Source organism: Colwellia sp. Bg11-28 (genome assembly GCF_002836245.1).
In the GTDB taxonomy this organism is placed as follows: domain Bacteria; phylum Pseudomonadota; class Gammaproteobacteria; order Enterobacterales; family Alteromonadaceae; genus Colwellia; species Colwellia psychrerythraea_A.
The window spans coordinates 584,663-597,865 of record NZ_PJBA01000018.1 but is presented as its reverse complement, the minus strand read 5'-3'; the positions used below and the strand labels follow the sequence as shown (position 1 = coordinate 597,865).

At 42.4% G+C, this 13,203-nt stretch carries 5 protein-coding genes and 1 tRNA gene; all 6 read left to right on the top strand.

The features are described 5' to 3' along the window. Window positions 1-136: 136 nt before the first annotated feature. Window positions 137-1,894, top strand: coding sequence for a DNA primase (dnaG, locus tag CXF79_RS19790; RefSeq protein ID WP_011045065.1), 1,758 nt, complete (start codon window positions 137-139; stop codon window positions 1,892-1,894). Window positions 1,895-2,123: 229 nt separating this feature from the next. Next, window positions 2,124-3,974 (top strand): RNA polymerase sigma factor RpoD, encoded by a 1,851-nt coding sequence (gene rpoD, locus CXF79_RS19785; RefSeq protein WP_011045064.1) that lies wholly within the window; start codon window positions 2,124-2,126, stop codon window positions 3,972-3,974. 108 nt (window positions 3,975-4,082) lie between these two features. Beyond that, window positions 4,083-4,700: an outer membrane beta-barrel protein gene (locus CXF79_RS19780; RefSeq protein ID WP_011045063.1), complete on the top strand. Its 618-nt coding sequence runs from the start codon at window positions 4,083-4,085 to the stop codon at window positions 4,698-4,700. Window positions 4,701-4,877: 177 nt separating this feature from the next. Then, window positions 4,878-4,954: transfer RNA gene (locus CXF79_RS19775), tRNA-Ile, on the top strand. Between the two features lie 659 nt (window positions 4,955-5,613). Next, on the top strand, window positions 5,614-6,327 hold the full coding sequence (locus CXF79_RS19770; protein WP_101157401.1) for a hypothetical protein: 714 nt from the start codon (window positions 5,614-5,616) through the stop codon (window positions 6,325-6,327). Continuing rightward, window positions 6,327-12,908 carry a cadherin domain-containing protein gene (locus CXF79_RS19765; RefSeq protein WP_101157398.1) on the top strand — a complete coding sequence of 2,194 codons (6,582 nt, stop codon included), beginning with the start codon at window positions 6,327-6,329 and terminating at the stop codon, window positions 12,906-12,908. Before CXF79_RS19770 ends, CXF79_RS19765 begins: the two co-directional genes overlap by 1 nt. The last annotated feature ends 295 nt before the right edge of the window (window positions 12,909-13,203 follow it).

The following is a 13,203-nucleotide window of genomic DNA, read 5'->3' as shown; positions in this document are numbered from 1 at the left end:
CTTTAGCTATTACGGTTTTTTTATGACTTTTTTTTAAGATTTCTTTAACTGAAACTTAAGAAATCGAACTACATTCTTATTCGTATTGTGTAGAATACGCATGTGATATTTCCTTTAACGGTGACGCTTAAACATTATGGCTGGACGCATTTCTCGACAATTTATTGATGACTTACTCAACAGAGCAGATATTGTTGATCTAGTTGATAGCCGAGTACCGTTAAAAAAGGCGGGTAAAAACTACCAGGCCTGTTGCCCATTTCATAACGAAAAATCACCTTCCTTTACCGTGAGTCAAGATAAACAGTTTTATCACTGCTTTGGCTGTGGTGAACACGGTAATGCTATTTCTTTTTTGATGGAATTTGATCGTCTTGATTTTGTTGATGCGGTTGAAGAACTTGCTTCTCATTGCGGAATGGAAGTAGTCCGAGAAGAAAATACTGCTAGCCCAGAAGAGCAACGTCGACAGCAGCAAGTTTACCAACAAAAACAAGATGACTATGAGCTAATGTCGCAAATTAGTCGTTTTTTTCAGCAGCAATTAAAAGTGGCTAGTGACAAAGAAAGAGCTATCGACTATTTAAAAGCTCGAGGGCTCAGTGGTGAGGTTGTTAAGCGCTTTGGTATTGGCTACATAAGTGACGCTTGGGACGGCGTGATGAATAGTTTTTCACGTAATGGTCAAGCCAATCAGCAACTGATCGACTTAGGTATGGCCATTTCAGGCGATAAAAAACGTCCCTATGATCGTTTTCGTGGACGTATCATGTTTCCCATCAGCGATAAACGTGGTCGAGTCATTGGCTTTGGTGGGCGTGTTTTAGGCGATGAAAAACCAAAGTACTTAAACTCGCCAGAAACACGTGTTTATCATAAAGGCCAAGAACTTTACGGGTTACATGAGGCTAAACAAGCCAATAAACAACTTAAGCGCTTGATTGTTGTTGAAGGTTATATGGATGTCGTCGCGTTAGCACAACATGGTGTCGATTATGCTGTTGCTTCGCTGGGAACCGCAACGACTTTTGAGCAATTACAAACCTTATTTCGCACTGTTCCTGATGTTATCTGTTGTTATGATGGTGATAGAGCGGGTCGCGACGCTGCCTGGCGAGCGATGGAAAATGCCTTACCTCTTATTCGTGACGGTTTTTCATTAAAATTTGTATTTCTGCCTGATGGTGAAGACCCCGACTCTTTGATTGGAACTCAAGGCCAGCAGGCTTTTGAAACTATTATTGATAACGCCGTGCCGTTATCCAAATTCCTCTTTGAGCAACTCATGCAGAAAGTTGATATGAGCTCTCTAGAAGGAAGAGCTGCATTAGTTGAGTCATTTCAGCCTTATTTATCTAAGCTTCCTGACAGTATTTTAAAAGATGCAATGCTTAATGAAATAGCTAACAATTTTGGTACTGGTAGCGAGCAATTTCTAGCCAAGTTTACTAAGAGTATAAAAAGTACGGCAGTAAAAACGGCAGTTAAAACCAGAACAAAGGTCACCCCAGTAAGATCAGCACTTGCTTTATTGTTAGAACATCCCCATATAGCAAATAGCTTAGGTGATATAAATGTGTTGCAACCATTAACTGTGCCAGGAATACCGCTGTTAATGCAAGTGTTAGGTATATGTCAGCAAAACCCTGATATTAAATCACCACAATTGCTTGAAAGTTTTCGCGGAACTGAGCAAGGCACACAATTAGCAAAGTTGATGTGTTGGCAGCACAATGTGGAAGCTGATGCAGCAACTGATGTGTTTCTTGATAATATTGAGAAGCTTCTGAATGACTTTGTTGAGCAACGTACTGAAGTATTATTACAAAAGGCACGCGCTGGACAAATGACAGCTGAAGAAAAGCAAGAGTTACAAGCATTACTGAATGCTTAACGGTTAGTTTTAGCTATACTTAGTAAGCATGAATGAGATTAGCGTTATTATATTAGCGTTAAATGCTAACGAGCAATTAAGACAGGATATTTGCTGGTAACTGCTTTAAAAATTCGCTATAATTTCCGGCTTTATTGCGTCATTTATTGCGTCATTTATTAGCTTTTACTAATGTTTTAAGCGCATATTTTACATCCCATATTTATAATATACAGGTGGACACTCGTCAATGGAACCAGCCCCTCAATCTAGACTTAAAGACCTGATAACCAAAGGTAAAGAACAAGGTTATCTAACGTTTGCGCAGGTTAACGATCATCTTCCACAAGACATAATCGACTCTGATCAAGTTGAAGATATCGTTAGTATGATTAACGATATGGGTATTCAAGTATTTGAAAATGCGCCGGATCAAGATACCTTGATGATGGCTGAAGCAAATACAGATGAAGATGCAGCCGAAGCAGCAGCACAAGCACTTGCGACTGTAGAAAGTGAAATTGGTCGCACAACAGATCCTGTACGTATGTATATGCGTGAAATGGGTACTGTTGAACTTCTAACGCGTAAAGGCGAAATCGTCATTGCTAAGCGTATAGAAGAAGGTATTAAAGAAGTTCAGCGTAGTGTTTCTGAATACCCACCAGCAATAAACTATTTATTAGATATGTGGGATAACTTTGAAGCGGAAGAAGTTCGCTTAACTGATATTATAATCGGCTTTTTAGACCCAGATGCTGAAGATGACGATGTTGCCGCTGCAGCGACGCATGTTGGTAGTGAATTATCGAAAGAAGATCTCGCCAATGAAGATAGCGAAAAGAAAGAAGGCGACGCTGAAGAAGAAGATGAAGAAGAAGAAGATACTGGACCAGATCCAGAGCTAGCGCGTGAAAAATTCACTTTGCTACGCGAAGCACATGAGAATGCTACCAAAGTAGTCAAGAAGAAAGGCCGCGGCCATAAAGACGCTCAAGAAGCTATTGATGCGGTTGCCGAAGTTTTTAAAGAATTCCGTTTAATTCCTAAATTATTTGATAAGTTAGTTAAAAACATGCGTGGCATGATGGACAGACTACGTGTTCAAGAACGTTTGATCATGAAGCACTGTGTTAGTGCTGGTATGCCTAAGACTACATTTATCAAAATATTCCCGGGTAATGAAACCTCAAAAGAATGGTTTGAAGCAGAAAAAGCTGCAGGTAACCCGTATTCAACTAAGCTTGGTGATATTGAGCATGATGTTGAACGTTGTATCTACAAACTTAACCAAATTGAAGAAGAAACCCACCTAAATATTCACGGCATTAAAGATATTAACCGTCGTATGTCTATTGGTGAAGCGAAAGCACGTCGTGCAAAGAAGGAAATGGTTGAGGCAAACTTACGTTTAGTTATCTCAATTGCGAAGAAGTACACCAACCGTGGCTTACAGTTCCTTGATTTAATCCAAGAAGGTAACATTGGCTTAATGAAGGCCGTTGATAAATTTGAATACCGTCGTGGTTACAAATTCTCAACTTATGCAACATGGTGGATCCGTCAAGCAATCACTCGTTCTATTGCTGATCAGGCGCGTACCATTCGTATTCCTGTGCACATGATTGAAACCATTAATAAGCTAAACCGTGTTTCTCGTCAAATGTTACAAGAAATGGGACGTGAACCTACGCCAGAAGAATTAGCTGAACGTATGGTAATGCCTGAAGATAAAATTCGTAAAGTATTGAAAATAGCTAAAGAGCCAATTTCAATGGAAACGCCAATCGGTGATGATGAAGATTCACATCTTGGTGACTTTATTGAAGATGGTAGTGGTGAGCTTCCTGTTGATTCAGCGACTTCAGAAAACCTTAAAGGTGCAACTCATGAAGTACTTGCTGGTTTAACTGCTCGTGAAGCGAAAGTACTTAGAATGCGCTTTGGCATCGATATGAATACTGACCATACTTTGGAAGAGGTTGGTAAGCAATTTGATGTTACTCGTGAACGTATTCGTCAAATTGAAGCGAAAGCTTTACGTAAATTACGTCATCCATCTCGTTCAGAGCAGCTTAAAAGCTTCTTAGATGGTGAATAAAAGTTAAAATTTAAAATAGTACTTTAAATTCTATTTTAAATAGACATAAAAAAGAGTAAGTTAGTAACCTAGCTTACTCTTTTTTACTTTCTAAGATAAGGAATCTTTATGCGAGTTATTTTAGCCCTGTTTTGTGCTCTTACCATCATATCTATGCCCTCTATGGCAAAACAAGCACTAGAACTTGAAGTTACTCCTTTGATTGGCTATCGCTTCGGTGGTGATTTTGATACTACTCAAGATAATATTAACAATAGAATAGAATTAAGTGATGATACTAGCTACGGCTTATTAACTGCTTGGTCTTTTGATCGAAAACGACAAGGTGAATTCTTAATAAGCCATTACAATACTAACTTTTCTGAGTCGAATGATTTTTCAGCAAGCAATACGGGGCTTGGTATCACCTATGCTCACCTAGGCGGCAATGTACCTATCTCTGAAGGACCGATTCCTTTTTATCTAACAGGCGGCCTAGGTTTAACTCACCTTGCTCCTAATGATAAACAGCTCAGTAATGAAACACGCTTTTCAGTGAATATTGGTTTAGCGAGTAAAATTGAATTAAGTGAAAAATTTAGCCTGAGGCTAGATAGCCGTGTATACGGAACATTCTTTAATTCTGATAGCGCAATATTTTGTGATGTTGAAGCTTGTGCTATATACATCTCTAGTAGTATTTGGGTTCAAACTGAGGTGAGTGTAGGGTTAACTTACCGATTTTAGTGCGAAGATACCTCTGTTTGTTTAAGAAATGAGCGGTCAGTAAAAAAACACGATTATTTAAAGTTCATTAGGTGACAATAAAATAAAAAATGCTTATACTGCACCCGCTTTGTTAGTTCACTCATTTAATTGTACTAACAAACGCATTAGAATATATCAGGCCAAACATGTGAAAATGGGCCTTTAGCTCAGTTGGTTAGAGCATCCGACTCATAATCGGCAGGTCCGCAGTTCAAGTCTGCGAAGGCCCACCATTTTCCTAGGCACATCCACAGTAAACAATCATTAATCTAATCAATGAAAATCAAATCAAGGTTTGCCTGTGAGTTTAGTAGGAATTTATTTTTGCTATTTATCCCTGACCTAAAAAATTACTCACGTGTCTCTTAAAATATCTTACACTTATTTTCAATGTTCTGATTAATTTCCACACTTTTGAAGTGTTAATTTTTTAAGTGAAACACTGCCAATGCCCTTGTACGATAAAGCATCTATCTCTTTCATTTTATTAAACTGACAAATACTATTCATATTAGAAAATATTGAGCCATCTCTTGAGGCTTTGTTTAGGCCATTAAATAACCATCTACCTTTCCATCAACACTAGTAAAACTATAATCATATAAAAATCCGACGTCTCTAACTGTTAATTGTACTTATAGAACATGGTTTTTTTATGAATTGAAGGCCGCTTAGGTAATTAATTTTATTCGTTAATTTTATCCTTGATAGGGCTCGTACTTTCTACTATTTTCACTTCAATTCTGGCTTTAACCCTAGGTTGTTTTTATAGTTATTTAACCTCGAGTTATGATCTCCTGCCTCTATTTCAATTTTAAAAACGCTATTAGCGTTAATTGTAGGTCTCTACTAAACTAATACCATGTCGTTGATATAGACGAGATGGTTTCTTATGAACAACCACGAATTTAGACAAATTATTCATTCACTTTTCAATCTTACCGACACACAAAAACGTGAGTTGCTTGATGCGGTTAAAGCTAAATTAAATCGTACTCAAACTGAATCAATGATTGAAAATATTAAAGGTGAAGTAATTTGCTTTCCACATTGCGTTAGCACTGCAATTTTTCGATGGGAACATTGGCTTTTTACTGCGCAAACGGAAGCAAGATCTAATGAGGGCAGTGACAAAACAGAAGCGGATGAGATGTTCTTTTCAATCTCATTTGGAGGTGCTCAAAATATCTTCAAATATATACCCAGAAAACGAAGTAAACAAGACGAAAAGTACTCTGATAAAGATAAAAAAAAGTCACGCACTGTTAAAGAACGAAGCGATAAAACGGCAAACTATCTGCTTGGTAAACACAATAATGACGCTTTAATTGAAAAACTCGAACAGATTGTAAATACATATTTAATTCTCTGCACAGATGGCGCACACGCCTGTAAAAATTTATTAAAAAAACATGACATCATTCATCATCTGCTGATCGATTTTCATTGTGTGAGCAGTTATTTTGGTTGGCGTAGATTTCTTGAAAGTGGAGTCAGTAAAACAATAAAAACAGATGCGTTGAGCATAGTATTCAATAATGGATTAATTCAGATATTTCAATCCTACAACATTGAACGCTATAGAGCCGCTTTAAAGGGCATATAATGATAAAGTTAACTTTACTTGTTGAATTAGCAAATGGCGAACGTCAAACATTTACTTTGGTCGAATTACAGATTTTGACCGCATTAAATGGTGCAATTTATACGGTAGTTAAAGAAGGAACTCAACAAGCTCCTCAAGAGTTAGTGTTAAAGCGTAAAGATGATGATTTAACCGTAGAGGTAGAAGGCGTAATTGTTGCTCAAGTTGAAGGTTTTTATAGTGAATCGATGAATGCGACTTTCTCAGCGGATGGTAGTTTTACGCCCGCTGAAGGGATGAGTATCAGCAGTACGGATAAACCAGTGATCGCTGAGGGCAATGAACCTATTGTTCGAAAAGCACAAGAGGATAATGATTTTTTAGGACTGTCCCCTTTAACATGGGGTGTTGCCTTATTTGGTGCTAGTGTGCTTGGCTCCGTAGCGTTGGATAGTGATGATGAAGATTATCCAAGCTACCAGGTGACCTTGGATCCAGTAGCTGGTCCTTTTAAGTCAATTGCGACTATTACATTGTATGATAAAGATGGTAATGAACTGGCAAATAAAGAGCATGATTTTAGTGATGGACCGGTTGTTTTCACCATTGATAATGGTTATCAAGGACCACTATTAGCTAAGGTTGTCGATAGCAATGGTAGTGAAGGTGATTATATAGATGAAACTACTGGGAAACTTGTTAGTTTAGGCGATTCGTCACTGCGTGCAATGGGACACACTGATGGCTTTGGTGATGTCACTATGAGCATTACTCCTTTAACTGAGCTTGCTTCGCGTCAGGCAGGTATTGGTGAAGACAATAAAGTAACAACAGAAAATGTTGCAGTAAACGCTGAGGTTTCCAAGTTATTTGATGTTGAAGACATATTAGCCCCAGTAACAACTATTTTAGATGACGATTATGACAGTTCAGATGGCCTTAATGCCGCCGAGCAATATGGTAATATTTTGGCATTGTTATCAGGAACAGAGAATGCATTAGCAAGCTCGGGTGGGAGTGATTCAACATCAATGCTGAGTATTGATGTGACCATTAATAAAATAAGAATCGAGATAGAAACGCAGGCTGATGGTGAGTTGGCCTTTACAAAGTCTGGATTTGAATTACTGCAGGATGGGTTGGAGGCATTTGAAGCAGGTGTGAATGCTGAAAAGGCTGACTTAGCCGCCGCATTGATTAAACCTCCTGTCATTGATACGGAGCGGGGCAGTGTTAATAAAGTCGAAAGTGAAGCAGGTGTCGCTGTTCAGGTAGACAATGTAAACATTGGTGATTCGGTTGTTATCCAATGGGGTAACCAATTTCATATTGTTGAAATTAGTGGTGCTGAGCTGATAGATGGCGTAGCAACCATTTTAGTCCCTGGCTCAGTTATTAATGCTGCCGGTGAGGGACGTATTGCAGTTACCTCTCATATAAGTGAACAAGTTATAAGTCCGGCAGCCTTTATTAATGTAGATACCACTAGCGCAGTTTTTGATTCTAGCTCTCTTGCGTCTGATTTAGATGAAAACAGTGGTACTCACCAGGTTGTTTATCAAGCAGTCACTAATGATGAGAATGCCAGGTTTAGCTTAACGGGTGATGATGCATCTTTATTTGCTATCAACAGTAGTACGGGGACGGTGATCTTAACGGCAAATCCTGATTATGAAAGCAAAGCCGATTACAATTTTACCTTAGTGGCGAGCGATCCGGCAGGTAACATTAGTGAGCAAGCAGTCACGTTCGATATTACCGATCTTGATGAAGTCGCGCCGACGATTACGTCAGCAAGCACGGCTAGCACAATCGATGAAAACAGTGGCTCCGGACAAGTGGTGTACACAGTCACGTCAACTGATAGCAGTGATATTACCACGGGCGCAACGTCTTACAGCTTAAAAGCCGGTGATGATGCGGCCCTATTTACCATCAACAGCAGTACCGGGGCAGTGACGTTAACGGCCGATCCGGATGATGAAACCAAAGCCGATTACAACTTTACCGTGCTGGCGAGCGATGCCGCTGGTAACAGCAGAGAACAAGCGATCACGCTTGATATTATCGATCTTGATGATGTTGCGCCAACAATCACCTCAGCTTCAAGCGCGACCGCCCTTGATGAAAACAGTGGTGCCGGTCAAGTGGTATACACTGTCACGTCAACTGATAGCGATGATGTTTCTTCGGGCAGCACGGATTACAGCTTAAAAACCGGTGATGATGCAGCCTTATTTACCATCAACAGCAGTACCGGGGCGGTGACTTTATCTGCCGATCCGGATGATGAAACCAAAGCTGATTACAACTTTACCGTAGTGGCAAGTGATAGTGCTGGTAACAGCACTGAGCAAGCGATCACACTCGATATTACCGATCTTGATGAAGTTGCGCCGACGATTACCTCGATGGCGATAGCGGCAGCCCTTGATGAAAACAGTGGCGCCGGACAAGTGGTCTACACGGTCACGTCAACCGATAGCGGTGATATTGCTACGGGCGCAACGGCTTACAGCTTAAAAATCGGTGATGATGCAGCCTTATTTACCATCAATAGTGGTACCGGGGAGGTGACGTTAATAGCCAATCCGGATGATGAAACCAAAGCCGATTACAACTTTACCGTAGTGGCAAGTGATAGTGCTGGTAACAGCACTGAACAAGCGATCACGCTCGATATTACCGATCTTGATGATGTCGCGCCGACGATAACCTCGTCGGTGACAGCAACCGCTATAGATGAAAATAGCGGCGTGGGTCAAGTGGTGTATACGGTCACGTCAACCGATAGCGGTGATATTGCCACGGGTGTAACGGCTTACAGCTTAAAGGCGGGAGATGATGCAGCCTTATTTACTATCAACAGCAGTACCGGGGCGGTGACGTTAACTGCCAATCCGGATGATGAAACCAAAGCCGATTACAGCTTTACCGTGGTGGCGACTGATACCGCTGGTAACAGCAGCGAGCAAGTGATCACGCTCGATATTACCGATCTTGATGAAGTTGCACCAACGATCACTTCAGCTTCAAGCGCGACCGCCCTTGATGAAAACAGTGGTGCTGGCCAAGTGGTCTACACTGTCACCTCAACCGATAGCGGTGATATTGCCACGGGCGCAACGGCTTACAGCTTAAAAACCAGTGATGATGCGGCCTTATTTACCATCAATAGCAGTACCGGGGCGGTGACCTTAACAGCCAATCCGGATGATGAAATCAGAGCCGATTACAACTTTACTGTGGTGGCGACTGATACCGCCGGTAACAGCCGTGAGCAAGCGATCACGCTCGATATTACCGATCTTGATGAAGTCGCGCCGACGATCACCTCGGCGTCGATAGCGGCAGCTATTGATGAAAACAGTGGTGCCAGTCAAGTGGTGTATACGGTCACGTCAACCGATAACGGAGATATTGCTACCGGTGCAACGGCTTACAGCTTAAAAGCGGGAGATGATGCGGCCTTATTTACCATCAACAGCAGCACCGGGGCGGTGACCTTAACGGCCAATCCGGATGATGAAAGCAAAGCCGATTACAACTTTACCGTGGTGGCGAGCGATGCCGCTGGTAATAGCACTGAGCAAGCGATCACACTTGATATTACTGATCTTGATGATGTCGCGCCAACAATCACCTCGGCGACAACAGCAACCGCCCTTGATGAAAACAGTGGTGCTGGCCAAGTGGTATATACGGTCACGTCAACTGATAGCGGTGATATTGCCACGGGCGTAACGGTTTACAGCTTAAAAGCCGGTGATGATGCAGCTTTATTTACCATTAACAGCAGTTCGGGGGCGGTGACCTTAACGGCCAATCCGGATGATGAAAGCAAAGCCGATTACAACTTTACCGTAGTGGCAAGTGATGGTGCCGGTAACAGCAGCGAAAAAGTGATCACGCTCGATATTACTGATCTTGATGAAGTTGCACCAACGATCACTTCAGCTTCAAGCGCGACCGCCCTTGATGAAAACAGTGGCGCCGGCCAAGTGGTATACACGGTCACGTCAACCGATAGCGGTGATATTGCCACGGGTGCAACGGCTTACAGCTTAAAAGCCAGTGATGATGCGGCCTTATTTACCATCAATAGCAGTACCGGGGCGGTGACCTTAACGGCCAATCCAGATGATGAAAGCAAAGCCGATTACAACTTTACTGTGGTCGCGAGTGATGGTGCTGGTAACAGCACTGAGCAAGCGATCACGCTTGATATTATTGATCTTGATGATGTTGCACCAACAATCACTTCAGCTTCAAGCGCGATAGCCCTTGATGAAAACAGTGGCGCCGGCCAAGTGGTATACACGGTCACGTCAACTGACAATGGTGATATTGCTACCGGCGCAACGACCTACAGCTTAAAAGCCGGAGATGATGCGGCCTTATTTACCATCAACAGCAGTACGGGGGCGGTGACCTTAACGGCCAACCCGGATGATGAAAGCAAAGCAGATTACAACTTTACTGTGGTGGCAAGTGATGGTGCCGGTAACAGCAGCGAAAAAGCGATCACGCTAGATATTACCGATCTTGATGAAGTTGGACCAATTATTACTTCAGCTTCAAGCGCGACCGCACTTGATGAAAACAGTGGCGCCGGCCAAGTGGTGTACACGGTCACGTCAACTGACAATGGTGATATTGCTACCGGCGCAACGACCTACAGCTTAAAAAGTGGGGATGATGTGGCCTTATTTACCATCAATAGCAGTACCGGGGCGGTGACCTTAACGGCCGATCCGGATGATGAAAGCAAAGCTGATTACAACTTTACTGTGGTGGCGAGTGATGGTGCCGGTAACAGCAGCGAAAAAGCGATCACGCTTGATATTATTGATCTTGATGAAGTCGCGCCGACGATAACCTCGGCGGCGATAGCGGCAGCTATTGATGAAAATAGTGGTGCTGGGCAAGTGGTTTACACGGTCATGTCAACTGACAATGGTGATATTGCTACCGGCGCAACGACCTACAGCTTAAAAAGTGGAGATGATGCGGCCTTATTTACCATCAACAGCAGTACCGGGGCGGTGACCTTAACGGCCGATCCGGATGATGAAGGCAAAGCCGATTACAACTTTACCGTAGTGGCAAGTGATGGTGCCGGTAACAGCAGCGAAAAAGCGATCACGCTCGATATTACTGATCTTGATGAAGTTGCACCAACGATCACTTCAGCTTCAAGCGCGACAGCTATTGATGAAAACAGTGGTGCTGGCCAAGTAGTATACACGGTCACGTCAACCGATAGCGGTGATATTGCCACTGGCGCAACGCTTTATAGCTTAAAAGCCGTTGACGACGCAGCCTTATTTACCATCAACAGCACTTCGGGAGCGGTGACCTTAACCGCCAATCCGAATGATGAAAGCAAAGCGAATTACAATTTTACCGTGGTGGCTACTGATGATGCCGGTAACGGCAGTGAAAAAGCGATAGCGCTCGATATTATCGATCTTGATGAAATCGCGCCGACGATCACCTCGGCGGCGACAGCAACCGCTATTGATGAAAACAGTGGTGCTGGTCAAGTGGTGTACACGGTCACGTCAACCGATAGCGGTGATGTTGCTATAGGCGCAACGGTGTACAGCTTGAAAACCGGTGATGATGCCGCATTATTTACCATCAACAGCAGTACAGGAGCAGTGACCTTAACGGCCAATCCGGATGATGAAACCAAAGCCGATTACAGCTTTATCGTGGTGGCGACCGATACCGGCAATAACAGTAGTGAACAAGTCGTCACGCTTGATATTAATGATCTGGATGAAGTCGCACCGATTATTAACAGTGTTGTATTAAGTGATACAGACTTAGCTAAAAGTGAAACGGCGACTTTAACAATTACTTTTAGTGAGGCGGTAACCAATTTTACTAACGACGACATTGATTTAACGAGTGCAAACGGCACACTGTCGGCAATTAGTACAAGTGATAGCGGCGTGACATGGACCGGTACATTTACACCAACAGATGGGATCACAGATACGAGCAATACTATAACCGTAGTCAATACGGGGATAGCTGATTTAGCAGGAAATGTGCCAACAGACCCCGTTACATCAGATAACTTCGCTATAGATACTGCAGTGGTGGTCAATGAAACTGTCGTGGTGTTTGATTTAGTCGGAGGGACTTCATCGGACCATTCAAGCCGAACATTCGACAGTAATACAACTTATACGATCTACATTAAGGTCGATTCGAGTGTTAGTACTTTACTCACTAATGAAAACAGTGCAAATGGGACATGGGGTTTATGGTCGGGGGCGGATAATTTGGGCAGCGATGACCGAGTGATAATCGCCGGGAATGGCTTGGATTTAAAAGGTGGAGCGGGTAACGTTTCGGTGACTTCCGTATCCGAAACGAATAGTGCATTAAACCTATTGGCTGCTGGTCCAACGACAGTCGTGGTTATTAATCAGGAGGGGACGTTGTTTCGTAATGTAGACGGAGGAAGCGACACTTTTGATATTTGGACCGGAATAGTACCTAATATGCAGCTAGACGCTGGGGCAGGCGGCGAGTTATACACTAATACCATGCCAGTAGGCATAATGACCAGCCAAGGTCTCGCGTAGCGCTTCATCGGTAAAGGTTGCCAGTTACCATTGTTACCAACACTGATCATAATTTGTCGCCAACGACATTGTTCGTTGGCTTGATAAACAGCGTTGTTTAGTGTGTTCGTAATGCTGACATATTTTTGTTATATCATGTTTTAGGCTCTGGGCAGCGGCATAAAACCTTTGTTCATTCATTTGATAACTTAGCTAATCAAAGCCTTTATACATTCGTCCTATTAAGGTTTTATTGGGATAGTGCTTAAATAAAAGTGAATAAACCTTGATTCACTTAGAAATTAACTAATAACAA

What these genes read in the sequence shown, in the direction of transcription:
- rpoD (WP_011045064.1), top strand. Translation starts at nt 2,124, where the DNA reads ATGGAACCAGCCCCTCAATCTAGACTTAAAGACCTGATAACCAAAGGT.
- CXF79_RS19765 (WP_101157398.1), top strand. Translation starts at nt 6,327, where the DNA reads ATGATAAAGTTAACTTTACTTGTTGAATTAGCAAATGGCGAACGTCAA.
- dnaG (WP_011045065.1), top strand. Translation starts at nt 137, where the DNA reads ATGGCTGGACGCATTTCTCGACAATTTATTGATGACTTACTCAACAGA.
- CXF79_RS19780 (WP_011045063.1), top strand. Translation starts at nt 4,083, where the DNA reads ATGCGAGTTATTTTAGCCCTGTTTTGTGCTCTTACCATCATATCTATG.
- CXF79_RS19770 (WP_101157401.1), top strand. Translation starts at nt 5,614, where the DNA reads ATGAACAACCACGAATTTAGACAAATTATTCATTCACTTTTCAATCTT.